The sequence below is a fragment of the Thalassospira sp. SN3W genome (assembly GCF_038070535.1).
Classification (GTDB): domain Bacteria; phylum Pseudomonadota; class Alphaproteobacteria; order Rhodospirillales; family Thalassospiraceae; genus Thalassospira; species Thalassospira xiamenensis.
On the sequence record NZ_CP121124.1, the window covers coordinates 2,284,878 to 2,310,803 of the forward strand.

The following is a 25,926-nucleotide window of genomic DNA, read 5'->3' on the forward strand; positions in this document are numbered from 1 at the left end:
GTGATTTCGGGGACCTGCCAAAGCGACGATATTTATTATTTCTGACTTCCCCTGATTTAAACTCCCCGGGGAACGGGAAGCTTTTTTATGCTTTCCTTCGGACCCCACAAAAAAGCTACTGCAAAGCGGCGGATAACCGAAATAATTAAAACAGGCTTGTTTGAAATTACCGGAAACTTGCGAAATGCGATAAAATCGTCCGGTATCATTCAAGTTTTTAGTAAATAATGCTGTTCGGGGAACCGGTGTTTCTCGTGATGCGAATCGCAGGCTGACTTCGTCGGTCCTAACATACCCATTCATATGGTGATGGTGGCTTGTCTTTTTGATGCTGTCCGATCACGATGCTGCAGTTTTTGCGGGACGGGGAACCCGAATGGCTAAGTCCAGAACCATAACAAAATCGCGTGCCACCAAAAAAGATAGGAAAACCATGGCTATTTCCGGGGTGAAAAGCCCTGTGACCAAGCCCGCGGGTGATGACAGTCCAAAACTGCCCAAAGGCGAAATCGGTGCCCTTGATCAAATGCGAGGCGATGAACCCGGATCAGCAAGTGTATCGTCCCGACCGGCACCGGATATTGCGGTTAACCGTTCTGACAAATCGGAACTTTTTGCGCGCGCGCTTGAAGCCCATCGGGCGGGCAGGATTGACGAAGCGATTGCGCTTTATGGTGCTGTCCTTCGCCAGAACCCGGATCAACCCGATGTCTGGAACAATCTGGGCGTGGCACTTCGCCGCAGCAAACGCCATGATGCGTCACTTGTTGCTTATCGTCGCGCGGCGGAGTTAAGGCCGGGAAATGCCGGGCTTTGGTCAAATATGGGCAACTGCCTGCGTGAAATGATGCGTTTTGAAGAAGCCACGGCAGCGCATGACAAGGCCCTCGAACTTGATGCTTCGATCAAATCGCATCCGTTTAATGCCGGTCTTGTTTTTCGAGATACCAACCGTTTCGAGCAGGCAATCCGGCATTTTGATGCAGCATTGGCGATTGATCCCGACTATGTCGACGCCAACTGGGACAAGGCATTGGCCCTTCTGGCGATGGGGCAATATGAGGCTGGCTGGGCGGGATATGAAACGCGCCGCAAACTGGCCGATAACCCTATCCGTCCTCTTGAAGGTGCTCCGGAATGGGACGGCAAGGCTGATTTGCGTGGCAAAAGACTGCTGCTGCGCGCCGAGCAGGGCTTTGGCGACATGATACAGTTTGCCCGTTTTGTGCCAATGGTCGGGAAGAAGGCCGCGCATATTATCCTTGAATGCCGATCAGAATTGATCCCGGTGATGCGTACGATTGCCGGTGTCGGAACAATTGTTGAAAAGGGCGCAAAACTGCCGCCCTTTGATCTGCATGTACCGTTGCTAAGTCTGCCGCATGTTATGAAAATCAACGAAGCGGAATTACACCGCGTATCTGCCGAACCCTATTTGAGTGCACCGAAAGGCAAGCAGGCACGGCTGAGCCCGCCACCGGGAACGGTGCTTAAGGTCGGACTGATATGGGCAGGCAAACTTAATCCGCGTGACCGATCCTGCCCGCTTGAAAAGTTGATGCCGCTTATGGCTCAGAAAGGGGCCTGTTTTTACAGTTTTCAGGTCGATGAACGGCGTGGTGACATAGCAAAACTTGGTGCCAATGCCCTGATTACCGACATGGGTGAACATATTCATGATTTCGGTGACAGTGCCGCGTTGATGAAGGCGATGGATCTGATCATCACAATTGATAGTGCCCCGGCCCATCTTGCCGGCGCGCTTGGTGTACCGGTCTGGATGTTGCAGCTTTATACAACGGATTGGCGGTGGATGGTCGGGCGGGCCGACAGCCCGTGGTACCCGACGATGCGGATTTATCGGCAAGAAGCACCGGGGGATTGGGCTACTCCGATTGAACACCTGGCAAGAGATTTTGATGTGTTGCTGCAAGCACGGATAAGAAAAAAACCGAAAGATGCATGATACTAAGGTGTTTGGCTCTAAAGAGTAGCTTTAAGCTAATCTTATGGGTAGTTCCGTTTTTTGTTTGGTTTATGCAAGAATGCTTAAATTGGGGGAGATTTCAAAAGGGGGATAGAATTTTGCAGCGAGTAATCTTGCATTTGGCTTTATTGGCGGCGACTCTGTTTCTATATGCGGGCGAAAATCCAGTTGCTTCCGCAGATTTTGTTTTGTCCAAAGCAGAAGTCAAATATCCAAAATACAAGGTCGAGTTGTATGCTGGACCAGGGGCGCAGGACCCGGTGCTTGATGAACGTAGGGGGGATCAGTTTCCGGAGATTGTCCAATATTTCGGGACATCAACGGTTGCCGGGCGTATGCATCACATCCGTTTTGAAGGTGACCCAAAAGATTATTGGGTTGCTGGGGATCAGGTTCTGATCGAAGCGGAAAGCAGCAAGGTCAAGATTACATGCGACGCTGGCCAAGCCACTGCGACTGGAAATCTTGGTCGTGGTGTCGGGACCGAAGTCGTTTGCGACAACTGATCATTTTGGGAAATACCATGAAAAAATCATATGTTTCGCTGCTCGCGGCATCTTTTCTGCTGACTGGATGTGTTACAAACCAGACTGGAATGGATCTTCCTTTTTTAAGCTCCATTCCCGATGAGGGAAAATACATAGATACCGTTTCGGTACCGACGGCCAAGTCATTTAGCGCAGAAGAAATCCGGAAGGCGAAACTTGAAGTTCTTGCAAATTCCAAAGGCATTGCACCATTGGAAGGGCTGCAAAGCTACGCTCAGTCGGTGCTCGACAAGATAATCACCAATGCGCCAGAGCCAGCCACGCCGGCGAAGGTATACCTTTTGGCGAATGCTAGTGCTGGGGCGATGGCGCTACCCGAAAGGATGATCTTCCTGCATCATTCGGTCTTTAACTATCTTCAATCCGAGGATCAGTTGGCGTTTGTTCTGGCGCATGAATACAGCCATGTTCTTTTACAGCATAATCCGGATTCCCTGTTGCGGACATTGCGTCCCTATATGGTGACGGCAATGGACGTTGCTGTTTCGCAAGCCGCTGGCGACAATCAGGCCCGTAAGGCAATCCAGCTTTACGGCAGCGATATACTGACACGTGACCTGTTGTTGCCAGTGTGGGATCGCGCTGATGAACGTCAGGCAGATCACTTGGGCGTCGATCTTATGGTGCGTGCTGGCTACAATCCCTCCGAGGTGGACAGTTTTTTCCAAGTATTGGACAAATACGAACAGCAGTATGACAATCTGTTCCAAGACACCCGGAACTATCTTGAAAAACAGTTGGAGGCAGAATTCGACGCAACTCGGAAGAACAGTGACAATGCACTGTTCAATCAGTTCCTGACTGAATTTGGCAATGCGTTAACCTCTATGCAGGAAACCTTGGCAGATCGGCATGGTGAAGCCAAAGAACGTGCCGAAGCGTTATTTGCCTACAATATGCGCGAATATTCTACCGAGCGTCGACAGCCGGTTCAGGCCGATGCCTTTTTGGCGATGGTAAGCAAAAACCGGGAAACGCTTGACAAGTACGATGTGGCAAACAACATCATGGCCGCCCTTCAGAACGAAGAAGTCACCCCCGACTACAGAGCTCTTGAACAAAAAGCCCGGATGACCGTCAGCGGCGAAACATCAACCCACCCCTATGTCCGCTGGGCTTTTGCCAATCTTCGCGAAAAGCAGGGAGAGCCCAAAAAGGCGATTCAGAATATCGACCTTGTCGAAAGCGAGAGTTTTCTGCCGCTGCCGTTTGAGATCAAGCGTGCAACTTTACAGGATTCGCTTGGGCAAACGGAGCTGGCTGTAGCAAGGATTGAGGCTGTCGCAGACTATTACGGTTGGCCAATTGAGGTTTACGAGTTTCTTTATCCCCATGTAAAGCAAAGCGGTAACACGGTGCGTGCAAATGAACTTGTAATGGGATGTACGCTTCGTTACCCGCAGCAGCGCGCTCTTTGCAGTGGTATGAGCGAATACTGATCCATTATGAACTCAAGAGATCAGGGAAAGGCTGAACTACATCTTCTGCCGAGCCGACGACATATCGTCTGGATACTGTCGATTGTCGTGGGAGCCGGATTTTTCATGTTTATGGAACCGGAGGAATTTTCAAAGCCGGTTGATGAATATTCGTACGCGTTATTTAATCGCATATTCTCCAGCGTTGTTTACGACGCTGAGAATTCAGACACCATTGGTGTTGTGATTGCCGATGACGATGCGCTTCGTGATATGGCGTCAAGTTGGCCGATCCCGTATGGCCTGCATGCAAGAGTTTTGGAGGGCATATTCTATGAGAAGCCGCTTGCCGTTTTTCTTGATTTCACCCTGCGTGACCGTCGCGGGCCTCCATTAAGCGCTACAGACACAGAAAAAGTTGGCTCTTATCCAGAGAATTATGTCCTTGATCAAAGCCTGAATAGGTTGGTTCGGGTATTTAGAAAATATTGGGATGAGGGGATTCCCGTTTTCATTACTGCGGCTGAGTTGAAAAGCTGGGAGCAGCACGAGGTTCTGGCAGAAATCTCTGATTATGTGACTCCTGTGGCCGGGTGGGGGGATGCCAAAAGTCAGTCTGATGTTCGGGGAATCACATATAGCCTTTATCCTGAAAAACCCAATCAGAATGACAGTCGTAATGCGGACCAAAGCCAGAGAAAATCTGCAGCGTTGACGCTTTATGAAAATCTGTGTCTGCGTCAGGAGTCTTTGCTGACATCGGTAAAACGGGATCCCGAGGCATTTGATCAATCAGTTGTTAGGAATATCGAAAACTGGAACTGCGAAAATGTGATTGATCGTGACGAGGAGTCAGAACAGCCACATATTAAGGATGAATGGCAAAAATATAGTCGTGAACGTCCAATGTGGTTGGTTTGGCCAGACAAGCAACCAAACTACAAGGGGTGGTCTCAAGGCATAAGCGACATTGACCTGAACGATGAGGTCGGAAGCGATACAATACCGCCCCGTCCATATCGGTGCCCGTTCGCAGGAACATCGGATGGGTCAAAAATGTACCAGCTCGGCAGAAATATTGTTTATGTACTGGGTATTGGCGAGCGCTCGGATGTTCTGTGCGCACCTTTCGATACCATTTCGTCGGCTCATGTTTTGTTCGAGGCACCAAAACCTCGAACATACGGCGAGGAAGCAATCTCAAGTCAGTCCGAACCGCTTCGAAGCTGGCGAAGCCAGTTTTCCGGTCGCGTTGTAATGTATGGCTTTAATCTTCAGGGTTTTCAGGATGTCATCCAGCCACCAACAATAGATACAGGTGTGGCCGGGGTTTACTTGCATGCGATGGCGTTGGAGAATCTCCTGACGAAAGGTCGGGGCTACATCTCTGATCGGGCCAGTGTCAGAGATCCGAAGCAAGGGAGTAGTTTTACCGTTGATATCGAAAAGGTGGAGTTTCTGACCTTGATTGCGGTATTTGGCTTCCGTCTTCTTGTCATGTGGGGAATGCGTCACTGGTGGCCAGCGCACCCTAAACAGGAAAGGCAGATAAAGCATGTCGGTTTATTTGAATTCTTGTGTCGCATGCTGGCTTCTGCAATCGGTACCATTCGGGCTATTCCATCAAGCTTGACTGATGTGGAAGGCAAACAAAAATTACGCCGGATACTGTTCGTACTATTGCTGCTTTTGCTTGATGCGGTTGTCGTTATGGGAATCGTCGTATTTAGCGCGTTCTGGATCGAATATAATTACCTTGCCTTAGCACCAGCTAACTGGCTTGGAATTCTTGGGCTGGCATTTTTGACCTATCCGGTTTTTGTTGTTGCCCTGTTTCGTGACGGTATGCAGAGAGAAAACAGCACAACAATCAACTAGGCCCTACCCATTCGCCGGGGTGTACCGCTGTTTCCTTCAACCAATGCAATCCCCTTGTGTTTGGCTGTGACTCAGCGTAGGAAAGCGCCTTAAATTTACGAAGAATATCGACCGCTGTCCGGTCTTTCTCCTGATTTGGTATGACAGACAGCAGGCGATCCGTTTTTTGCGCAGGAGAAAGCTTGTGAGCGAAGCTGCTTATAACAAAGGTTTCCCGGTTTCCTGGGAACAGATGCATCGCGACGCACGTGCATTGGCGTGGCGTCTGCTTGAAAAAGGTCCGTACAAGGGCATTATTGCGATTACCCGTGGCGGTTTGGTCCCGGCGGCCATCATCGCACGCGAACTTGATATTCGTCTGATTGATACGGTTTGCGTTCGCAGCTACTCTGACAAGTCGCGCGGTGATCTTGAATGGCTTAAGGGGATCGAAGGTGACGGCACGGACATGCTGATCATCGATGATCTGGTCGATACCGGCAAAACCGCAAAGGCTGTGCGTGAAAAACTGCCAAATGCGCATTTTGCGACTGTTTATGCCAAGCCGCTTGGACGCGAGATCGTCGACAGCTTTGTGACCGAAGTTTCCCAGGATACGTGGATTTATTTCCCGTGGGATATGGAGCTTTCGGTTAACGCACCGATATCCGAACGCGTCCGCTAATCGGTCTTGAAGATCTGATCGTATCTTTCTCAAGGCCCGTTGGACCGAAAAGGAGGACACGATGCAAAATCAAAATTGCCCGGCCTGCTATCGTCAACCGTCATTAACGGTCCGATGGGCCGGGCGTTTGTTTTTTATGCTGGGATTCTGCGCCCTGAGTATTCTCGGTGCAGTTGTTCCGGCATTGGCAGATAATTTGCCGCTGCAGACCGCGAAGGCGATGTCACTGCTAAGGCCGGAAAGCGGCTACAGGCTTGAATTATTCGCCGCGGTAAATAATGCGCGCTCTATTGCTGTTGCCCCGGAACTGAAGGGTATTTTCGTCGGAACGCGTGGTCCCAATCTTTATTTCGTGCGTGATGCGGATGGGGATGGCAAGGGCGAGGAAGTCAATCTGATTGCTGATGACTTCAAGATGGCGAATGGCATTGCCTATAAGCCCGGAACCCTGTTTGTAGCCGATCAGCACCGCGTTGTGTCCTATGATCTTTCAGATTTTGACGGGACAGCATTGGGACGCGCGCGCATCCTGTTTACCAATCTGCCGGACAAGCGCCATCATGGCTGGCGATACGCCGCACTTTCCCCGGATCAAAGCCGCCTGTTCATCGCCGTTGGCGCGCCGTGCAATATCTGCAAGGTTGGTGGGCTGGAAGGTACGATTATTTCCATGCCGATCAGCGGTGGGGCACCCAAAATCTATGCCAGCGGTATCCGTAATTCCGTAGGGCTGACGTTCCATCCCGACACCGGAGATTTGTGGTTTACCGATAATGGCGGGGATAACCTTGGTGACGATGTCCCGCGCGAGGAACTGAACCATGCCACCGCCGAAGGGCTGTTTTATGGATATCCCTGGTATGCCGGAAACGATACGCGTTCCCCGCAGTTTGCCGATGAAACTCCACCGGCTGAGGTTACCTTTCCTGCCTTTACCTTTAATGCGCACAATGCAGCGCTTGGTCTTACCTTTGACGATGGTGATGCACTTGTGGCGTTGCACGGATCATGGAACCGGACAATTCCGGATGGTTACAAGGTTGTGCGGGTGGAATTTCGCAATGGTGAACCTGTGGCGACCAATCCGTTCCTTGATGGTTTTCTGCGCAGCAACGGCGAAGTTGTTGGCCGCCCGGTAGACGTAAAGCATTATATTGATGGATCGATTCTGGTGTCGGACGACCACGCCAGTGCGGTTTGGCGACTGGTTCCGACAAAGAAATGACACGGGCATGACAGGTTTAAATAAATCATTCCGGTATCGGGGATGGGCTTGCACCCATCCTGAAACCGGGCTATAAAACCGCCGCTTAGCGGGTGTAGTTCAATGGTAGAACGGCAGCTTCCCAAGCTGCATACGAGGGTTCGATTCCCTTCACCCGCTCCAAGCTTTCCAAATATTTCGATGCCAGATTGACGTGCAGGGACGGTTGCTTAAAGAAACCGTTCGGTCAGATCGGCTTACTTTTGTATCGGCGCGTAAGAAAGGCTCTGTTTGCGGGCTTGTTCATCGCTACACAGAAGTTTTGCCTTATCCGTGACGAGCTCCTCATAGCGGGGGTCCAGGGTGCTGACATAGTGCCCATTGACCACTGTGGCGAAAAGACAGCGTCCGCTTTCACCATCAAGCCGTTTGCCTGATCTCCATTCGGATGGCGGGATCATATCGCCGCCCTGAATGCCGATCCCTGCATTATCGGCTTCTTTCGAAAGACCGTCATATCGGTGGGAATATCCTTCGATCGGAAAGGCTTCGCCGTCACTGACCATCGCTGCGGCCACATCGCGTTCGCCAATGCCGCATTCGACAATCGGGAAATCGTCACCTTTGCCAGAATGTTGCTGATCACCGGGCCAGCAGCGCACCGTGAAGGGGGCCATGGCGAAATATTTGCGAAGCTGCATGGCCGATGACATGCCGCAATCCCAAAAACTACCGTTATGCAGGCATTGCTGTCCAAGTTCCGGTGCATCGATCCCGGCAATATCGGCGACGACGCCATCAATCATGATTGTATCACCGTCAATGACCAGAACATCGCGTCCTTCTGCCTCCAGCGCTATTTGATCGCTTTTTTGCTTGTCACCCCCGGCCGCTTGAACTGGTTTGTCCTGCAAATAGACGGCAAGTAAAAAAGCAACAGGAATGGCAAGCAGGATAATCAGGCGGAAAAAGCGGTTCAAAGTGACCTCGATGGTTTGGTGATTGGACAGAGGCGATGCAATCGAGATACAGAATGGCATGAATGGCTTTGATAAGGACAGCCGAAAACAACGGCAAAATAATGACCCGCAATATCGGGAAATTTGCGGCTCTGATTCCTTCTGTGAAGGTGCATCTGCGATAACAGGATGCAATCGCTGTCGTTTGGCTGTAAAAGCGGATTTCCCGAGTTAGGCACGGACACTGTTCTTGTTTCGACTGCAACCCATCTTTTTCGTCGTAGGTATCATGGTCATCATCATCGGTGTGTCGATGATGATCCCGGCTGCGGTCGATTTGTATTACGGTAACCCGGATTGGAAAATCTTCGCGCAGGCGTCGATGACCAGTATCGGGCTTGGTGGTATGGCGTGTCTTGCCTGCCGGTCTGAAATGGGCCCGCGTGTGACAGCCCGGCAGGGATATGTCCTGACAGTTTTTTCATGGGTCGCGATCAGTCTGACCGGGGCATTGCCCCTTTGGTTTTCATCTCTTGATATCAGTTTCTGCGATGCGGTCTTCGAGACTGTTTCGGGGCTGACGACAACCGGATCGACAATTTTGTCCGGGCTGGATGATATGCCGCCCGGGTTGTTGCTTTGGCGGTCGATCCTGCAGTGGCTGGGCGGCATCGGGATTATTGTTACAGCGCTTGCATTGTTGCCTATGATGCGGGTTGGCGGAATGCAGCTCTTTCAAATGGAAAGTTCGGACCGTTCGGAAAAGCTGAGTCCGCGCATTCGTGACATGTGCCTGCAAATCGTGATGATTTATGTCGGCCTTAGCGTCATCTGCATGGTGTTGTACCGGATTTTTGGCATGACCTGGTTTGATGCGATCAATCATGGCATGTCGACTTTGGCGACTGGCGGTTATTCAACATCCGATCTCTCATTTGCCAAATTCGATTCCAGTTTGGCGCTGCACTGGGTCGGCATCATTTTCATGTTTGCTGGTGCCCTGCCTTTTACGGCCTATGCCGTTCTGATTCGTAAACGCGATATCAGCGCGATAATAAGTAATCAGCAAATAAGGCTTTTTCTGCTTGTCATTGCCGTTTTCACCGGGCTTTTGACACTGAGGCTGATGCATATTTCTGATGACGGCTTTTTCAGGTCACTGACCATGGCTGCGTTTAACCTTGTTTCGGTGATCACGACAACCGGTTACGCGTCGGGCGACTATCTGCAATGGGGACCAGCGGCGATCATGCTGTTCTTCTTTGCGACATTTATTGGCGGGTGTTCCGGCTCTACGGCCGGCGGATTCAAGATGTTCCGGCTTTATGTCGTGTTCACCGGACTTAAAGCCCATTTCATGCGGCTTCGCAGTCCTTCGGCAGTAATAGTAAGCCGGATCGATAAACATGAAATCACTTCTGATATCTATAATGCGGTAACGGTCTACGTCTTCCTGCTAACGATCAGCTATATCGCGATCAGTGTCGCATTGGCTTTTACCGGCCTTGATCTGGTGACCTCGATGAGTGCTGCGGCGACGTCACTTGCCAACGTTGGTCCGGGCCTTGGCCCGATTGTCGGTCCGGCAGGGAACTTCCAGTCATTGCCTGATGCGGCAAAATGGATTCTTGATATCGCGATGGTGCTTGGGCGGCTGGAATTTGAAACATTTCTTGTGCTTCTGATGCCAGCCTTCTGGCGGGACTGATTTCGGTCATTTGTGACGAATGCCCGCAGCATTGCCGTGGTTTTGCCCGATACGGGCAGTCGTTTTCATCTGAACAAATTAACGAAGGACACGCAAATGGCAAAATGGAACATTCCCGGTCGTAAACTCGTTCTTGGCTTGTCGGTTTTGATGGTGGCCGGGGCGCTCGGTGCCTGTTCGCCAGAGGTTGGCAGCAAGGAGTGGTGCGAGGACATGAAAGCAAAGCCAAAAGGCGACTGGACGGCCAACGAGGCAACAGACTTCGCCAAGCATTGCGTTTTCTGATCTTCGATTACCTGTTGCATGGGGGGCTTTGGCCCGACACCCTCTAATGATGCCCTTTGGCTGCCGGATGTCGGGAAAAACGCCAAAGGGCAGAATTTTGCGTAAAACCCGAATAAAAATGAATGGAACAACTCGTTTAGAGTGGCGTTTGAGTTTCAAGATTGCCGTGTATGCGTGCGATGCAGCAAGCTGCATTTGCCAACGCACGAGAAATCCCTATAATGCGCGGCCCGCGAGCAATCGCGTAAGTCGAGAATGACACCAATTTTTATACGAGGTTAGACAATTATTATGAGTGCCGAAAATCTCCATGTCGGTGTGATCGGCGCAACCGGTGCGGTTGGCGTCGAGCTGATCAATGTTATGTTTGATCGCAACTTCCCTGTGGGTGAACTTACCCTGTTCGCATCCGAGCGTTCTGCAGGCAAGACCGTGGAGACTAAGTACGGTACTAAGACCATCGCACTGTTTTCGGTTGAAGAAGCCAAGCAGTGTGACATTGTCTTCCTTGCAGTTTCCGGTGATTTCGCCAAGGAATTCGCCCCGCAGATTGCCGAGGGCGCGCTGGTGATCGACAACTCTTCGGCGTTCCGTCTGAATGACGATGTGCCGTTGATCGTGCCGGAAATCAATGGTGATCTTGCCAAGACTGCCAAGCTTATTGCCAATCCGAACTGCACCACTGCGATTGCAGCCGTGGCTCTTTGGCCGCTGCACAAGGCATTTGGTCTGAAAAAGGTGTTTGTATCCACCTATCAGGCGGCGTCTGGTGCGGGGCAGCCGGGCATGAACGAACTGCGTGAAGGTTTGGCCGCAGGTCTTGAAGGCAAGCCGGTTCCGGCCGAGGTGTTTGCTCATCCGCTGGCTTTCAACGTTATCCCGCATATCGATAGCTTCCAGGAAAATGGCTATACCCGCGAAGAGATGAAGGTTACCTGGGAAACCCGCAAAATCTTTGGTACGCCGAACCTGCCAGTATCGTGCACGGCTGTGCGTATTCCGACCGAGCGTACCCATTCGGAGTCCATCGTGATCGAAACCGAAAAGGTTGTGACCCCGGCGGCCGCGCGTGAGGCACTGGCGAATGCCAAGGGCGTTAAACTGGTCGATGATCCGGCAAACAATGTCTATCCGATGCCGATCAACGCGACCAAGCAGTATGACGTCGAAGTCGGTCGTATCCGGTCAAACCTGATCTTTGGTGATCATGGTCTGGAACTGTTCGTTGCCGGTGACCAGTTGCTTAAAGGTGCCGCGTTGAACGCAGTCCAGATCGCTGAAGCCTATATCGCGGATTAAGCGATATAACGGATGCTAAATGAAAACGGCCCCGATTTCGGGGGCCGTTTTTGTTTGTGAAATCACCGTATTCAGGCGACAGAGATGTGATCCCGTCCAGTATTTTTGGCGGTATAAAGCGCATTATCAACACGTGTGATTAGCGTTTCAAACTCCTCGCCATCACGATATTCCGTGATGCCGGCGCTGACTGTGACCAGAATGTTATCCCGCCCGAAACGTATCGGATGTTCGCGAATGGCATCAGCAATTTCGCGTGCCTTGGTCATGGCTTCCTGCCGGTTGAGTCCGGGCAGAAGAAGAACGAATTCATCACCACCCCAACGGCATAGCGTATCTGATTCCCGCGAATGATGGCGAATGGTGGTGGCAACTTCCTTAAGCGTTGCATCGCCTCCCGGATGGCCGAAGGTATCGTTGACCTCTTTGAATTCATCAAGATCAATACAGACGATGCCAAGCGGTTCTGCCCGGCGTTTGCAGGATTTGGCCACACCTTCAAATACCAGATCAAAAACCTGTCGATTGCACGCACCGGTCAGCTTATCGCGCGATGCCAGTTCTTCCAGGCGGTTCTGATAATTGCGGATCGTCAGATATGCGGCAATGCCGACAATTGCCGTGATCAGAAGAGATATGGCGATATTGATCAGGAAGGTGGTTTCAATCTGCTGATCACCGATATGTTCCTTTTGTTCAACCAGCAATAGCCAGCCGAATTCGGGAACAAGGCGACTGTTGACGAAATAGGTTTCACCATGGTCCTCGTAGGTGATCGAAGAGCCCGGAGACGTCAGAATCTGCGTCGCATGAATACGAATGCCATCGCGATCATGCAATGTTTCGGACGTGCCAAAGCCACTGCCGTGCAGGGTGATGCGGCCTTCCTGATCAACAAAGTAAATCGTCCGGCCATACCGTTTCTGATAGGTTTCTATCAGGCGGGTCACAGAGTTGACGGATAGGCCAACACCGGTAATGCCGATGACATTGCCATCATAATCGCGCACCTGATAATTGACGAAAACGGCCAGGCGCGACCGGTCTGCGGTATCGTGATCAACATTGATTTCATAAGGTTTTTGATTGTCGCGGGCCTGAAAATACCAGAAATCAGCCGGATCATCTCTGGATACCTGCTTGATCATGCCGGTCGGGTGATAATAGTTCCGGGTTTTATCCGAGATGAAATAAGCAGTGACCGTGTCATAGCGCATCTGGATTTCGCTGAGATAGCGAATGATTTGTTCGGGATCATTTTCCCCGCCAAGCGTCCAGTCGCGGACAAAGGTATCCTGCGCCATCAGTGACGAAATAAAGATCGGTTGCAACAGGTCGCGCTGGATTTCCGAATAGATGTTGTCACTGGTGAGTGGCAGGGTGCTCTCGGAAATCTGCTGTTCCAGCGATTGTCGCGCGACATAGAAGCTGACAAAACTCGTGGTCAGAAATCCGACAACGAGCAAAATGCATAAGACGACGGCGAAATAGATTTTCTTTCCCGGCACGGAAAGCCCCCAAGGTAGTTTCAGGGCAACGATATTCGTTGCAAGTTATTGTTATTTTGGGAATTTTATTTTTCCCGAGTATAATTTATTCGATAATTTTCATGTTTTCTATCGGCCATTTCGCCGAATTAACGAATTACTTTCATACGTAGTAAATTATATCAAAAAATAAACCGCCAGTCATTAAGGCTGGCGGTTTGATGAGAGATTGTGGTTTCGCGTCTGTGTTTTATCGACGGAAGACGACGGTCTTGCTGCCATTGCGGAAAACACGATGTTCGCAATGCATCTGAATTGCGCGCGAGAAGACGACGGATTCAATATCGCGCCCGATTTCAACCATGTCTTCGGCCGTCATCGTATGATCGACATGTTCGATGGCCTGGTGGATGATCGGTCCTTCATCAAGGTCGGCTGTGACATAGTGCGCAGTTGCCCCGATCAGTTTCACGCCCCGCGAATGCGCCTGATGATAAGGTTTGGCACCCTTGAAGCTGGGCAGGAAGGAGTGATGAATATTGATGCAGCGACCTTCAAGTTCGCGGCACAGATCGGTTGAAAGAACCTGCATATAGCGCGCCAAACCAACCAGATCGGCATCGTGTTCGTCGACGATATCAAGCAGTTTGGCTTCCTGGGTTGCTTTGGTTTCTTTGGTCACCGGGAGGTGATAGTAAGGAATTCCGTACCATTCGACGATTCCGCGCATGTCTTCGTGGTTTGAAACAATGGCCGGGATTTCGATATGCACATTGTTTGAGGCAACCCGGTGCAACAGATCGTTCAGGCAGTGGCCAAACTTTGACACCATCAGCAACACTTTTGGCTTCCGATGGAAATCGTGAAGTTCCCACTGCATCGTGAATTTTTCTGCGATGGTGGCGAATTTATCGGCAAATTCGGCCTTTGTGCGTAGGGCACGACCGGCATCGAATTTCACGCGCATGAAAAAGCGATTGCTCTGCGGGTCGCCGAATTGCTCCAGCTTGTTGACGAACGCGCCTTCTTCGGCAAGGAAGCTGGTGACACCGGCGACGATCCCGAACGTATCCGGGCAGGTGATCGTCAGGATGAAGGTTTTGGCGAGTTCGGACATTTCCGCTTTGTCTTTCGGTTTATGAATTTTGACCTGCATGCGATATACCGGCGTTGGCAGGCCGTGCCAACCCGGAATTGGCGTTAAACAAGCTCTGCCAACGCTGATAGACCTAATACGCATAGCTCTATGATTGAAGGCATGAAATTACGATCAAGCAAGGAGCCACACGTTTAAAAGCTGGACATTGGCAGGGCATGTGCGAAGAATTCCGCTTCGTTTGCTGGAAGATGATGCAAACGAACCGGTTTTTCGGTTATGCAGTGCAGCTTGTCGGGATAATCGCGAAGACATGTCATGCCCGGTTCAATGGGAACGGGCGTAAAACATGGTACGGGGCTTTTCATTGATCGATTTTCGTCCAATCCTTTTCATTATCGGCATTTTGCTGTGCACCCTGTCGATCGGGATGTTCATCCCTGCCTTGGTTGATATGTATTACGGGCAACGGGATTGGTTGGTGTTTTCAGCCGCGTCGGCCGTATCGCTGTTCATCGGCGGTGCGCTAGTGATGATGAACCGGACCGAGAATCTCAAAATCACATCGCGACAGGCTTTTATCCTGACCACAACAAGCTGGCTTGTTCTGACTGCCGTATCCGCATTGCCGTTTGCGTTTTCCGACCTTGATATGAGCTACACGGACGCGTTCTTTGAAGCGATGTCGGGGATTTCGACGACCGGTTCGACCGTGATCGTCGGACTTGATACTGCCCCACCAGGCATTTTGCTATGGCGCGCACTTTTGCAGTGGCTTGGTGGGATTGGAATCATTGTGATGGCAATTGCCGTCATGCCGATGCTGCGTGTTGGCGGTATGCAGCTTTTCCGGATGGAAAACTCTGACAAGTCCGATAAGGCTTTTCCGCGTGCAACCCAGATCGCCATTGGTATCGCCAGTTTGTATCTGGGCTTTACCATAATTTGGGCGTTTCTTTTGTGGTGGGCGGGTATGCCCGGATTTGATGCGATTGCCCATGCGATGACGACGATTGCGACCGGTGGCTTTTCGACCAAGGACGCATCGGTCGGGCATTTTGATAATGCCGCAGTTGATGTGATCATCACATTGGGTATGGCAACGGGCGCATTGCCCTTTATCCTTTACCTTCAAATGCTGCGTGGCAGGACCTTGGCGCTTTTTATGGATGGTCAGGTTCGCTGGTTCGTTGCGATTGCCAGTTCGATTATTCTGGGTCTGACCATCTGGCATTCGCAAACAAACGATGTCGCCTTCCTGAATGCGCTTCGATACACGTCGTTTAACATCATTTCCGTGATGACGGGGACTGGCTACGCCACAACCGATTATGGCCTTTGGGGGCCATTTGCCGTTACGGTATTCTTTTTTGTGATGTTTATCGGCGGCTGTGCCGGCTCAACGACCTGCGGGGTCAAGATATTCCGACTGCAGGTGCTTTACGAAATCGCCAAGGTTCAGCTTTCTCATATGCTGCGGCCTCACGGTGTTTTCATTGCTTATTATAACCGGAAACCGCTTTCCGAAGACGTTACGGAATCGGTGCTCAGCTTTTTCTTCCTGTTCGTCTTCTGCTTTGTGGTTCTGGCGGCGGCTCTTGGCGCAATGGGTCTTGATTTCATTACGGCGGTTTCAAGTGCCGGTACAGCGATTGCCAATGTCGGTCCCGGACTTGGTCCGATTGTCGGTCCGTCCGGTAACTTCGCAACCCTGCCAGACGGGGCAAAGTGGTTGATGTCGATCGGTATGCTGATTGGCCGGTTGGAGGTCTTCACCGTTCTGGTGCTGCTGTTCCCGGCTTTCTGGCGCGACTGATTTTGCTCTTCCAGCCTGCCATGATGCCCCGCCTTTGTGCGGGGTTTTCTTTTTCTTTCTAAGTTGATTGTCACCGAAACCCGTTGCGATTTGATTGATTGACAGATTAGGTCATTTGTTCTAAATCTCAAATAGGGCAATTGTCCTAGTCGGGTTTCAAACACCCATTATTCAGGTCGAACAGGCATGATCATGGAACAGGGCACGCGCGAACGGATTGTCGAAGCTGCGGATCAGCTGTTTTATCAACAGGGGTTCGAGCCGACCTCCTTTGCGGATATTGCGGCCAAGGTCGGCATATCGCGTGGCAATTTCTATTATCACTTCAAAACCAAGGACGAGATTCTTGATGCCGTGATCAATCGGCGCCTGACCAATACCGAACAGATGCTTGATCACTGGGAAGCCACCGGAGAAGACCCGGTCGCCCGCATTCGAAGTTTCATTTATATTCTGATCGTCAACGGGGAAAAAATCCGACGCTACGGATGCCCGGTCGGAACACTTTCTGCCGAACTGGCAAAGCTCAATCATGCTGCGCAAAGTGACGCGGCGGGACTTTTTACCCTTTTCCGCGTCTGGCTAGGTCGGCAGTTCACACGACTTGGCTTTGCAGAACGATCGGACGGTATGGCGATGCATTTGCTTGCGCGCAGTCAGGGTGTGGCGGCGCTTGCCAATGCGTTTGGTGATGAAAAATTCGTCCAGTACGAAGTCGATCAGATGTGTGACTGGCTGGATGGACAGATGCGGTCGCTTCGTACCCGGAACAACAATGCAGCAACCAAATGATCAGGGATAATAACGATGTTCACCATTTTACTGACGTTTTCGGAGAATCGAGCGAAGGCATCGCAGTTTATGGAGGGCCATAAACAATGGATCAGCCAGGGGTTTGATGAGGGCGTGTTTCTGGTGGTCGGCAATCTCCAACCCAGTCGGGGAGGGGGAATTCTTGCGCACAATACGACGATGGAAGAGTTAACGGAACGTCTGAATGCCGACCCGTTTGTTATCGAAAAAATCGTCGAGGCCGAAATCATCGAAATCACCCCGGCCAGAACGGATGAACGTTTGGAATTCCTGATGGCGTGATATCTCCGGGAATAAGAAAAGAGGGGGCAGTATGGGAACCACAACGATCAGCGCAGACGGCAAAACACGCTGTAAATGGTGTGATGCAGCACCAGAATTTGATGTCTATCACGATACGGAATGGGGCTTTCCTGTTGGTGATGATCGCCGGTTATTTGAAAAGGTCTGTCTGGAAGGTTTTCAGTCCGGCCTTAGTTGGCGCACCATTCTGTCCAAACGCGAGAATTTCCGCACAGTATTCCATAACTTCGATTTTGATCTTGTTGCTGAGTTTACAGATCGTGATGTTGAGCGGCTGCTTCGGGATTCGGGCATTATTCGCCACCGTGGCAAGATCGAAGCCGTCATCAACAACGCCAAACGTGCGCGTGAAATGGTGGCACTAGAAGGATCGCTTGCCGCTTACTTCTGGCAGTTCGAGCCAAGGGAGGATTCTGTTGCAAAGCCGCAGACTGCATCCATGTCTGAAATTTCGGCCGCACTTTCAAAGGATCTGAAAAAACGGGGTTGGAAGTTTGTTGGCCCAACGACCGTCTATGCCTTTATGCAGGCAATGGGCATGATTAACGATCATGCAGAAGGATGCTTTATGCGACCGGTAATCGATGCTGCGCGCCGGGAATTTGAACGGCCGTGATTTTAGAGAAGGTGGCGATGCCAGACCTAGGGTCAGGAGCGGATCGGGGATCGGGATATTGGTCCAGCATCGCCTTGACCCAACAATGCCAAATGAAATTCATTTGGTGAAATCGAATGTAAATTTAATTTTGATAGAAAAAATCTATTATTGTTGATTCTTTAGCGGGAGCCGACAACTTCACATTATGACCCGGAGCTGCACGCAAAACGTGGCGCCATCCGGTCCTGTTGCGCTCAGGCGAAGGTCCCCTTCATGGGCCAGAATCAGTTCCCTTGCGATGGCAAGACCAAGACCGGTTCCGCCTTTCCTGCCGGTTGCGGCGAACGGGACAAACAGATTTTTGATTGCCTTTTCAGGTAAGCCGGGCCCGTTATCCATGATCAGGATTTCAGCAAACGCGTCCTCTTTATTCTGATCATTTGCGGGTGCCAGTTTGACGGTCACCTCCGTTGCCCCGGCATCTAACGGATTGCGGATCAGGTTGCTGAAGGCACGAAAAAGCTGATCATAATCGGCTTCAATCATCAGTTCCGGCGGCAACTCGATATGGATTTTGGCCTTGCAGGGTTCCTTGGCCGTATCGAGGCTTTCCGGCGCCAGAAGACTTTCACCACCATTCTGCAACAGCACCTGATCGCGCACTTCCTCGAGCAATTCGATCAGGGTAAATCGTGCGATATCAAGTGTTGGTGGTGCTTCACGGGCAAAAGACAGCGTTTGTTCGCTGATATAAACCGCACGCTCCATCGATGATAACAGGCGGGGGACGACGGCACGGACTTCCTGATCCTCGCTTTGGGCGAGCTTCTCGGTCATCAGCATTGAGGTTGCCAATGCATTGCGCAGGTCGTGGCTGATTTTTGTTGCCGCGGTTCCAAGAGCCGCAAGACGACGACGTTGGTTTAACATTGCCTGCAAATCGTGCTGCATATTGGCCAGTTCGTGCCGGGCGATGCCAATTTCATCGTCACGATCATCTGGCACGATGACTGATCCCTGATCCTGCGGATTTTCGCGAAAACGGATCATGTCGCTGGTTAATGTTCGCATCGGCCGGACCAGAAGCCGGTTCAACGCAAAATAAACCAGCCCGGCGGTAAAGAAAGAGATCACCAGCGATAGTCCCATCACCCGCCAGCCGAAATTGCGCATGTCTTCTGCCAGACCGTGTTCATGAACCAGTATTTCGATTTCGAAGTCCGGTGCCATGGATGGCATGCCAACCACACGCAGCATGCGATCATGCGGCTGGGTCAGGGTCGAAAGACCTTCATACAATGCCATCAGGATGGAAAAGGTCGTCAGATCGACGTCATGATCGACCTTTGCGGGCATATCATCGCGCTGAAGCAGCAATTTGCGATCATCACGGCGTAAAATAACCGCTTCTATCCCGGCATTGGACAACAGTTCCTTTTCCAGATCATCGGGAATCATCTGATCGGGTGTGGCTTCCAGTGCCAGTGCCGCCAGGTAACCGGAATCAAGGTGCGCCTTAAGCCAGTCGACCCGATAGCGGGCAACAGACGGTGCAAAGACGAAAATTTCGGCAAGCATCACAAACCCCACAGTCAGCACGAGCAAACGTGCCGACAGCGATTTGGCCCATGGGGGCAGTTTGAGATGCGGGCGTTCCATGACAAATGTTAGCCAGAGACGGGGAAAAATGTACAGTGTTTCAGAAGCTTGCCCCCACTCTGACCGTCCTAGCCGAATTTCAGCAGGAAGCGGACGATCTTGCGAGTCTTTTCGCTAAACAGGCTGGGTGTGTACCACGCCCCGGCAACGCGTTTGGACAATTCGCCCAGAGTCGGATAAGGCGCAATCATTCCGGCAATCGCCCCGATTTTCATTTTCTGGGATATGGCCAGCGACCAGAGGCCGATAAGTTCCCCGGCTTGGTGACCAACAATACCGGCACCAAGGATTTTACCGCGTGTTGTGGTCACGATTTTGATAAAGCCTTTGGTTCGGGCTTCGGCCCGTGCGCGATCATTTTCCGCGTATTGCCAGGTAACGACCCTGATTGCATCGCCAAATTTTTCGCGTGCTGCGGTTTCGCTCAAGCCAACCTGTGCCAATTCAGGATTGGTATAAGTCACCCATGGAACGGCTTTGTGATCGACTTTGGCTGGCAGGCGGAACAAGGCGTTACGAATCACAATGCCAGCATCGTAACCCGCCATATGGGTAAATTGCAGACCACCTGTGACATCGCCAATGGCAAAGATTTTGGAATTGCTGGTGCGTAATCTTTTGTCGACGTTGATCCCGCGCGCACTGTATGTCACCCCGGCCGCGTCGAGGCCAAGATCATCGATAGTCGGTTTCCGTCCTGTTGCAATCAGAAGGTGGCTGCCTTCGATGGTGATATCTGCACCGTTATGCTCGATGATAACGCGTATCTGATCGTCATGTGTCTCCACCCGCTTGGTTTTGATCTTTTCATACAGGCTTATGCCAGAAGACTCGATCATATCGCGAACCACAGCCACAAGATCGGGATCGTCCTTTGGCAGGATCGTTGCCATTTCGATTACGGTGACTTTTGCGCCAAGCTGCTGGTGTGCCTGTGCCATTTCAAGGCCGATGGGGCCACCGCCAATGATGATCAGGTGATCAGGGCAAATCCGGTTTTCAAAGATGGTTTCGTTGGTAAAATACGGGACGGCGTCAATCCCGTCGATTGGTGGAACGGCTGCACGTGACCCGGTCGCAATCACAAACCGTTTGGCGTGAATGCGTTTGCCGTCGGCGATGACCTCGTTCGGGCCGGTAAAATGTGCTTTGGCCTCGATAACCCGACAGCCGAGTTTTTCAAATCTTTCAACCGAGTCATGCGGTGCAATACCGGCGATGACAGAATGGACATGATCCATGGCGCGCGCAAAGTCGATTGCCAACGGGTCGGTGCCGACACCAAATTGAAATGCTGTCCGGGCATTCTCGGCCGCGTGTGCCGCAGCCAGCAATGCCTTGGACGGAACGCAACCGGTATTCAGGCAGTCGCCGCCCATCTTGCCCTTTTCTATCAGGACAACATCGGCACCCATCTGGACCGCGCCGGCAGCAACCGAAAGCCCGCCTGATCCGGCGCCAATGATACAGATGTCTGTTTTGATTATATCGCTCATCGGGTGTTTGCCCCGCTATTGCGGTTACGGAATTTTTTATAGGCCACCGGGATCATTGCCAGCACAGCCAGGCCGATGATCGGGGTTAGAATGCGGGGTTCAAAAATAATGCCAAGATCGGGCGTCTTGCCCTGATCAAACAGTGCACCCAAACCATCCCCGATTGAAACATACACAAAGGTGCCCGGGATAATGCCAACCGCCGTACCCACAACAAATGACCGAAATTTTACCCCCAGCAGAGCCGGGACCAGATTAACCAGCCAGAACGGAAATAACGGTACAAGCCGCAGGACCATAAGGTAGCTGAATGCGTTTTCGGCAAAGCCAGCTTCCATTTTACGGATTGCACTTCCGGCCTTGGCACGCATGAGGTCATAAAAGGCATAGCGTGCGGCAAGATAAACGACTGTTGCGCCAATAGTTGCGGCAATCACGACATAACCCGTGCCCAGCCACGCCCCGAACAGAAACCCGCCAACAATGGTCAGTATCGACCCCACCGGAAGCGACAGGGCAACGGCAATGGCGTAGCCCGCCATAAAGGTAGCAACGCTCAGAACCGGATTATCCGCGACGAAATTCTGCAAAATATCGCGATTCTCGCGCAGGGTTTCGAACGATAAATAATCCACCGCACCAAATAGCCACGCGAGCACCAATCCGGCAAACAGGATCGAGACCGGCAGAAATTTGCGCCAAAGTGGCGTTCTGACGCTGGTGGCTTGCCCGGACTTGAAATGATCTTTGGTCGTGTGCTCTGACGTCATTGAATGTGTCTTGGTCATTGATTTTACTGTCTTAACCGCCTCTCTGAGGGAAGCGGCTTTTAAAGGATTGCATGTCTTGGCCGAACAATAGAGCGAAAAAGCACGAGATGCTTATGAACTGCTTTCACCATTGCGTGAGGCCACCAGGAAACTCCCATATGGATTCAAAGACGGACAGGTATGATTGTCGGGTGCGTGATGCTTGACGTCGGGGAAACCAAGTCGTATCGTCGGGTTTCTTCGTGGGATTTGTCGACCGGCTTGCGACCACGTAAAAAATCGCTAAAGAGGGTAATCGTGGCTTCGGCCCTGACCCATCGTGCCGGTCAGGGTTTTTTTGTGTCCGGGTCATCCCAATATGACCGGGCATATAGGAGCAAGACGATGACAACCGAAAAAAAGGCTTCTGATAAATGGCGTGCGGCTACCCGTGCAGTTCGCGGCGGCACGGCGCGTAGCGGGTTTAATGAAACCTCCGAAGCCATTTTTATGAATTCCGGCTATGTCTATGACAGTGCTGCCGAAGCTGAAGCATCTTTTGATGGTACCGGCCCGGAACGCTTTGTGTATTCGCGTTTTGCCAACCCGACGGTGGGGATGTTCGAAGAACGTCTGGCGCTGCTCGAAGGTGCCGCATATTGCCGTGCAACCGCATCTGGCATGTCTGCTGTTTGGAATGCCCTGATCGCGTGCACAAAGGCAGGCGGCCGTGTTGTTGGTTCGCGGGCACTTTTCGGTTCGTGCGAGTTTATCCTGACGACCCTTTTGCCCCGGTTCGGGGTTGAAACCGAACTGGTGGACGGCACAGACCATGCTGCGTGGGAAAAGGCATTGTCGAAATCGGCTGATGCCGTTTTCCTTGAAACGCCGTCCAACCCGACATTGGAAGTCATCGATATCGCATTTGTTGCCGATCTGGCGCATAAGGCCGGTGCCAAGGTTGTTGTTGATAACGTTTTTGCGACACCGATCCTGCAAAAGCCGATGGAATTGGGCGCTGACATTGTTGTCTATTCCGCGACCAAGCATATCGATGGTCAGGGACGCTGTCTTGGTGGCGCGATCCTTTTCAATGACAAGGAATGGCACGATAACCACCTGACAACGTTCCTGCGCCACACCGGTCCCAGTATGAGCCCCTTCAACGCATGGGTTCTGCTTAAAGGTCTGGAAACGCTTGGTCTGCGTGTTGATCAGCATATTCGCAATGCAACAGCACTTGCCGGGTTCCTTTCGGAACAGCCGCAGGTATCGCGCGTTATCTATCCAGGGCTCGAAAGCCATCCGCAACATGAACTGGCGATGAAACAGATGTCGGGGCGTGGTGGGGGATTGATCGCGATCGAGCTTGCCGGTGGAAAGTCGGCTGCTTTTTCGTTGCTCGATAATCTTCAGCTTATTGATATTTCGAACAATCTTGGTGATGCCAAAAGCCTTGCGACCCATCCGTGGACCACGACCCACCAACGTGTTCCGGCTGAAGACAAGATCACTATGGGCATTACCGAGGGCATGCTGCGATTGTCTGTCGGTCTCGAAGATATTGATGATCTGAAAGAAGATCTGTCTGCCGCGTTGCGCGTATAACAGTAAGCAGGTTCGGCGATATGCCTATGTCAGGCGGTCCGTATCTGCACGGGCCGCCTTTTGCTTAGCCGAGAAAATACGTGATCGGGATGGCAAATTGGTGGCAGACATCTGGTACTTGGGGCATTGACTGTCTAAATATGACCTAGGTAAAGCAAAAAAGCGCAACGCCCTTGGCAGAAGGAACGCAATAAGAATTGGCCTGGAGTTTTGCATGTATTCATCCGTGACCCGAGACATAAAAGTATCCGTGCAACCTGTGTTCCTTGACGAACAGTCAGACCCGGACACCCATCGTTATGTCTGGGCCTATCGGGTTGTCATCGAAAATCATGGCCCGAAAACAGTACAACTTTTGAACCGTTACTGGCGTATTACCGATTCCCGGGGATCAACCCAGGAAGTCCGGGGATCAGGTGTGGTCGGCGAGCAGCCGGTTCTGGCAAGTGGCGAAAGTTTCAATTACACAAGCGGCGCGCCATTGGCGACGCCAAGCGGTTTCATGGTTGGGACATATGAAATGACTGACATGGATGGAAACCGGTTTGATATTGAAATCCCGGCATTTTCGCTCGACAGTCCGCATAGCAAGCGCACACTTAATTAAACGAACCAAGATCAGGGTCGGGAGCACATGACCCACAGGACAGAATTATAAAGAGGAAGCCAAATGTGCAGCGAAACCAGCGCCGTTAAACGCCCATCGCAAGAAGAAGCAGAAGAAGCCGTTCGTACCCTGCTTCGTTGGGCAGGAGATGATCCTGATCGTGAAGGACTGCGCGGAACGCCAGACCGTGTTGTGAGGTCTTACGGTGAATTTTTCGCAGGTTACCAGCAGGATCCGGCAGAAATTTTACGTCGCACCTTCGAGGAAACCGACGGCTATGACGAGATGGTCGTGCTGCGTGATATCCGTGTTGAGTCTTATTGTGAACATCACATGGTGCCGATTATCGGTGTTGCGCATGTCGCCTATCTGCCGCGCCGCCGGGTCGTTGGTATTTCCAAGCTGGCCCGTGTCGTCGAAGTTTACGCAAAGCGCCTGCAGATTCAGGAAAAAATGACCGCACAGGTCGCCAATACCATTCAGGAAGAACTTGATCCGCTGGGTGTTGCCGTCGTGATTGACGCCAACCATCAATGCATGAGCACACGCGGCATTCACAAGACCGGGGTGTCGATGGTGACCAGCCGGATGCTTGGGGCCTTTCGCGATGATCCGATCACCCGGCGCGAGTTTTTCGCGATGATCGGTCGATAGGGTTTATTTCGAATATAATGAATAGAGGCCGCCTTTCGGGGGGGCCTTTGTCATATGCACGGTTATGTTCAGTCGGCACGAAACTGCTGATGGCAGGATTTGCAGGTTTGCAGCACGTTGCGGAATGCATCAGTTAAACTGACCAGCATCGTCGCTGCCTCTGATGGTGCATCGGCGCTAGCACTTGGTAACAGTTCGGTAAAAGCCGATCCTGCATGGCTGCTGATTTTGCCCGTCATACCCCAAAACGGGCGAGAATGCGATCCACGGAACCGACATAAGACCCGCCGAAAAGACGAACATGCACCAGAAGCGGGTAAAGGTTGTAAAGTTCACGGCGTTCTTCAAAGAAGCCCGGCAGGATCGGGAAAATTTCCGAATACCGATCAAAGAATGCAGGTGTAAGGTCACCAAACAATGTGCCGAAGGAAAGCTCGATCTCCCGATCACCAAAATAAACTGCCGGATCAACCAATCCGGCGATCTTTCCCTGTTGGCACAGAATGTTGCCACCCCACAGATCGCCATGCAGCAAGGATGGTTTGCAGTCTGATGGCAAAAGACCACCAAGTTTGGCCGACAGGGTTTCGATCCGTGATAAAAAATGCCCTGGCAGTCGTCCGCAACTTTCTGCCTGCTGGGCCATGTAAAGCAGACGGTGATCGCGAAAGAAGGTGATCCAGTCGACCGTAAGGGGATTGGGCTGATCAAGGCCGCCAATAAGCGTGTCAAAGGACAACCCAAACCGGCCTTGTGTAACCTGATGTTGACTGGCCAATAGAACGGCAAGGTCACTTTGAACCTGACCGTTCATGTGACCATCATTTTCTATGAAATGCATGATCAGCAATCCGGGCTCGGCATGTAACACGGCCGGAAATGGAATGGGGGAATGAGTGCCCAGATAGTCAAGCATCCGGCCTTCAATTTCCAGATTTGCCTCACCGCCCTGTTTGATGACGAGTTTGCGACCATCGCGAAGATCGGCCCGCTTCACATCGGAAACGCACCCTCCCGAAAGCTGGTGATAGGCCGCAACCTCGCTTCCGGTAATGTCTTTAATCCGTTGTGTAATCATCGGCGATGCCAT

Annotated in this window: 23 protein-coding genes, 1 tRNA gene and 1 riboswitch; of the genes, 17 read left to right on the top strand and 7 right to left on the bottom strand. The window is 51.6% G+C overall.

Annotated features, from left to right (window positions below):
* Positions 1-433: 433 nt before the first annotated feature.
* The 7 genes from P8T57_RS10275 to P8T57_RS10305 all read left to right on the top strand — a co-directional run bounded on the left by P8T57_RS10275 (position 434) and on the right by P8T57_RS10305 (position 7,882).
* A complete protein-coding gene (locus P8T57_RS10275; protein ID WP_341363033.1) occupies positions 434-1,966 on the top strand; it encodes a tetratricopeptide repeat-containing glycosyltransferase family protein in 1,533 nt (510 codons plus the stop codon).
* 119 nt (positions 1,967-2,085) lie between these two features.
* Positions 2,086-2,493: a hypothetical protein gene (locus P8T57_RS10280; RefSeq protein WP_341363034.1), complete on the top strand. Its 408-nt coding sequence runs from the start codon at positions 2,086-2,088 to the stop codon at positions 2,491-2,493.
* Between the two features lie 17 nt (positions 2,494-2,510).
* Positions 2,511-3,974, top strand: coding sequence for a M48 family metallopeptidase (locus P8T57_RS10285; protein WP_341363035.1), 1,464 nt, complete (start codon positions 2,511-2,513; stop codon positions 3,972-3,974).
* Between the two features lie 105 nt (positions 3,975-4,079).
* Positions 4,080-5,831: a CHASE2 domain-containing protein gene (locus P8T57_RS10290; protein ID WP_341363036.1), complete on the top strand. Its 1,752-nt coding sequence runs from the start codon at positions 4,080-4,082 to the stop codon at positions 5,829-5,831.
* Positions 5,832-6,015: 184 nt separating this feature from the next.
* Positions 6,016-6,495, top strand: a complete 480-nt coding sequence (gene gpt, locus P8T57_RS10295) for a xanthine phosphoribosyltransferase (RefSeq protein ID WP_007091853.1) — start codon at positions 6,016-6,018, stop codon at positions 6,493-6,495.
* 136 nt (positions 6,496-6,631) lie between these two features.
* The gene (locus P8T57_RS10300) at positions 6,632-7,720 is read left to right on the top strand and encodes a PQQ-dependent sugar dehydrogenase (protein ID WP_341363037.1); all 1,089 of its coding nucleotides are present in this window, start codon (positions 6,632-6,634) and stop codon (positions 7,718-7,720) included.
* A gap of 88 nt (positions 7,721-7,808) precedes the next feature.
* Positions 7,809-7,882, top strand: a tRNA-Gly gene (locus P8T57_RS10305).
* 74 nt (positions 7,883-7,956) lie between these two features.
* Here P8T57_RS10305 and P8T57_RS10310 read toward each other — a convergent pair.
* Positions 7,957-8,739 carry a thermonuclease family protein gene (locus tag P8T57_RS10310; protein WP_341363038.1) on the bottom strand — a complete coding sequence of 261 codons (783 nt, stop codon included), beginning with the start codon at positions 8,737-8,739 and terminating at the stop codon, positions 7,957-7,959.
* A 169-nt stretch (positions 8,740-8,908) separates the two neighbouring features.
* Here P8T57_RS10310 and P8T57_RS10315 point away from each other — a divergent pair, with 169 nt between their 5' ends.
* From P8T57_RS10315 to P8T57_RS10325, 3 genes are all read left to right on the top strand, one after another.
* A complete protein-coding gene (locus P8T57_RS10315) occupies positions 8,909-10,366 on the top strand; it encodes a TrkH family potassium uptake protein (RefSeq protein WP_230729495.1) in 1,458 nt (485 codons plus the stop codon).
* Positions 10,367-10,462: 96 nt separating this feature from the next.
* Positions 10,463-10,651 carry a DUF3012 domain-containing protein gene (locus P8T57_RS10320; RefSeq protein ID WP_037991106.1) on the top strand — a complete coding sequence of 63 codons (189 nt, stop codon included), beginning with the start codon at positions 10,463-10,465 and terminating at the stop codon, positions 10,649-10,651.
* Positions 10,652-10,942: 291 nt separating this feature from the next.
* Positions 10,943-11,950 (top strand): aspartate-semialdehyde dehydrogenase, encoded by a 1,008-nt coding sequence (locus tag P8T57_RS10325; protein WP_341363039.1) that lies wholly within the window; start codon positions 10,943-10,945, stop codon positions 11,948-11,950.
* Positions 11,951-12,021: 71 nt separating this feature from the next.
* Here P8T57_RS10325 and P8T57_RS10330 read toward each other — a convergent pair whose 3' ends face one another.
* Both P8T57_RS10330 and purU read right to left on the bottom strand, forming a co-directional pair.
* Positions 12,022-13,458 carry a sensor domain-containing diguanylate cyclase gene (locus P8T57_RS10330; protein WP_063093234.1) on the bottom strand — a complete coding sequence of 479 codons (1,437 nt, stop codon included), beginning with the start codon at positions 13,456-13,458 and terminating at the stop codon, positions 12,022-12,024.
* Positions 13,459-13,687: 229 nt separating this feature from the next.
* Positions 13,688-14,554: a formyltetrahydrofolate deformylase gene (gene purU, locus P8T57_RS10335; RefSeq protein ID WP_037991108.1), complete on the bottom strand. Its 867-nt coding sequence runs from the start codon at positions 14,552-14,554 to the stop codon at positions 13,688-13,690.
* Positions 14,555-14,900: 346 nt separating this feature from the next.
* Between purU and P8T57_RS10340 the strand changes: the two genes are divergently transcribed.
* From P8T57_RS10340 to P8T57_RS10355, 4 genes are all read left to right on the top strand, one after another.
* Positions 14,901-16,349: a TrkH family potassium uptake protein gene (locus tag P8T57_RS10340; protein ID WP_083379278.1), complete on the top strand. Its 1,449-nt coding sequence runs from the start codon at positions 14,901-14,903 to the stop codon at positions 16,347-16,349.
* A gap of 186 nt (positions 16,350-16,535) precedes the next feature.
* Positions 16,536-17,141 (top strand): TetR/AcrR family transcriptional regulator, encoded by a 606-nt coding sequence (locus tag P8T57_RS10345; RefSeq protein ID WP_341363040.1) that lies wholly within the window; start codon positions 16,536-16,538, stop codon positions 17,139-17,141.
* Between the two features lie 15 nt (positions 17,142-17,156).
* Positions 17,157-17,444, top strand: a complete 288-nt coding sequence (locus P8T57_RS10350; protein ID WP_341363041.1) for a hypothetical protein — start codon at positions 17,157-17,159, stop codon at positions 17,442-17,444.
* Positions 17,445-17,475: 31 nt separating this feature from the next.
* Positions 17,476-18,081: a DNA-3-methyladenine glycosylase I gene (locus P8T57_RS10355; protein WP_341363042.1), complete on the top strand. Its 606-nt coding sequence runs from the start codon at positions 17,476-17,478 to the stop codon at positions 18,079-18,081.
* Positions 18,082-18,261: 180 nt separating this feature from the next.
* Here the strand turns inward: P8T57_RS10355 and P8T57_RS10360 are convergent, their stop codons facing one another.
* The 3 genes from P8T57_RS10360 to P8T57_RS10370 form a co-directional block, all read right to left on the bottom strand.
* Entirely contained in the window at positions 18,262-19,722 is a 1,461-nt protein-coding gene (locus P8T57_RS10360) for a HAMP domain-containing sensor histidine kinase (RefSeq protein WP_341363043.1), read from the bottom strand.
* Between the two features lie 68 nt (positions 19,723-19,790).
* On the bottom strand, positions 19,791-21,218 hold the full coding sequence (locus P8T57_RS10365) for an FAD-dependent oxidoreductase (protein ID WP_341363044.1): 1,428 nt from the start codon (positions 21,216-21,218) through the stop codon (positions 19,791-19,793).
* Positions 21,215-21,988, bottom strand: a complete 774-nt coding sequence (locus tag P8T57_RS10370; RefSeq protein WP_247643509.1) for a TVP38/TMEM64 family protein — start codon at positions 21,986-21,988, stop codon at positions 21,215-21,217. Before P8T57_RS10370 ends, P8T57_RS10365 begins: the two co-directional genes overlap by 4 nt.
* 232 nt (positions 21,989-22,220) lie before the next feature.
* Positions 22,221-22,295, top strand: a riboswitch (SAM riboswitch).
* Between the two features lie 77 nt (positions 22,296-22,372).
* On the opposite strand from P8T57_RS10370, the gene metZ reads away from it, so the two are divergent.
* The 3 genes from metZ (at position 22,373) to folE (ending at position 24,836) form a co-directional block, all read left to right on the top strand.
* Positions 22,373-23,575, top strand: a complete 1,203-nt coding sequence (metZ, locus tag P8T57_RS10375; RefSeq protein WP_341363045.1) for an O-succinylhomoserine sulfhydrylase — start codon at positions 22,373-22,375, stop codon at positions 23,573-23,575.
* Positions 23,576-23,789: 214 nt separating this feature from the next.
* Positions 23,790-24,182: a Co2+/Mg2+ efflux protein ApaG gene (gene apaG / locus P8T57_RS10380; protein ID WP_007091869.1), complete on the top strand. Its 393-nt coding sequence runs from the start codon at positions 23,790-23,792 to the stop codon at positions 24,180-24,182.
* A 63-nt stretch (positions 24,183-24,245) separates the two neighbouring features.
* A complete protein-coding gene (gene folE, locus P8T57_RS10385; RefSeq protein WP_007091870.1) occupies positions 24,246-24,836 on the top strand; it encodes a GTP cyclohydrolase I FolE in 591 nt (196 codons plus the stop codon).
* A gap of 235 nt (positions 24,837-25,071) precedes the next feature.
* On the opposite strand, the gene P8T57_RS10390 is transcribed toward folE, so the two are convergent.
* A complete protein-coding gene (locus P8T57_RS10390) occupies positions 25,072-25,926 on the bottom strand; it encodes a fructosamine kinase family protein (RefSeq protein WP_071239377.1) in 855 nt (284 codons plus the stop codon).

Coding starts and splice junctions, on each gene's coding strand:
- P8T57_RS10275 (WP_341363033.1), top strand. CDS start 434: ATGGCTATTTCCGGGGTGAAAAGCCCTGTGACCAAGCCCGCGGGTGAT.
- P8T57_RS10285 (WP_341363035.1), top strand. CDS start 2,511: ATGAAAAAATCATATGTTTCGCTGCTCGCGGCATCTTTTCTGCTGACT.
- P8T57_RS10290 (WP_341363036.1), top strand. CDS start 4,080: ATGTTTATGGAACCGGAGGAATTTTCAAAGCCGGTTGATGAATATTCG.
- P8T57_RS10300 (WP_341363037.1), top strand. CDS start 6,632: ATGCTGGGATTCTGCGCCCTGAGTATTCTCGGTGCAGTTGTTCCGGCA.
- P8T57_RS10310 (WP_341363038.1), bottom strand. CDS start 8,739: ATGCCATTCTGTATCTCGATTGCATCGCCTCTGTCCAATCACCAAACC.
- P8T57_RS10320 (WP_037991106.1), top strand. CDS start 10,463: ATGGCAAAATGGAACATTCCCGGTCGTAAACTCGTTCTTGGCTTGTCG.
- P8T57_RS10325 (WP_341363039.1), top strand. CDS start 10,943: ATGAGTGCCGAAAATCTCCATGTCGGTGTGATCGGCGCAACCGGTGCG.
- purU (WP_037991108.1), bottom strand. CDS start 14,554: ATGTCCGAACTCGCCAAAACCTTCATCCTGACGATCACCTGCCCGGAT.
- P8T57_RS10345 (WP_341363040.1), top strand. CDS start 16,536: ATGATCATGGAACAGGGCACGCGCGAACGGATTGTCGAAGCTGCGGAT.
- P8T57_RS10350 (WP_341363041.1), top strand. CDS start 17,157: ATGTTCACCATTTTACTGACGTTTTCGGAGAATCGAGCGAAGGCATCG.
- P8T57_RS10355 (WP_341363042.1), top strand. CDS start 17,476: ATGGGAACCACAACGATCAGCGCAGACGGCAAAACACGCTGTAAATGG.
- P8T57_RS10360 (WP_341363043.1), bottom strand. CDS start 19,722: ATGGAACGCCCGCATCTCAAACTGCCCCCATGGGCCAAATCGCTGTCG.
- P8T57_RS10365 (WP_341363044.1), bottom strand. CDS start 21,218: ATGAGCGATATAATCAAAACAGACATCTGTATCATTGGCGCCGGATCA.
- P8T57_RS10370 (WP_247643509.1), bottom strand. CDS start 21,988: ATGACGTCAGAGCACACGACCAAAGATCATTTCAAGTCCGGGCAAGCC.
- metZ (WP_341363045.1), top strand. CDS start 22,373: ATGACAACCGAAAAAAAGGCTTCTGATAAATGGCGTGCGGCTACCCGT.
- apaG (WP_007091869.1), top strand. CDS start 23,790: ATGTATTCATCCGTGACCCGAGACATAAAAGTATCCGTGCAACCTGTG.
- folE (WP_007091870.1), top strand. CDS start 24,246: ATGTGCAGCGAAACCAGCGCCGTTAAACGCCCATCGCAAGAAGAAGCA.
- P8T57_RS10390 (WP_071239377.1), bottom strand. CDS start 25,926: ATGGCATCGCCGATGATTACACAACGGATTAAAGACATTACCGGAAGC.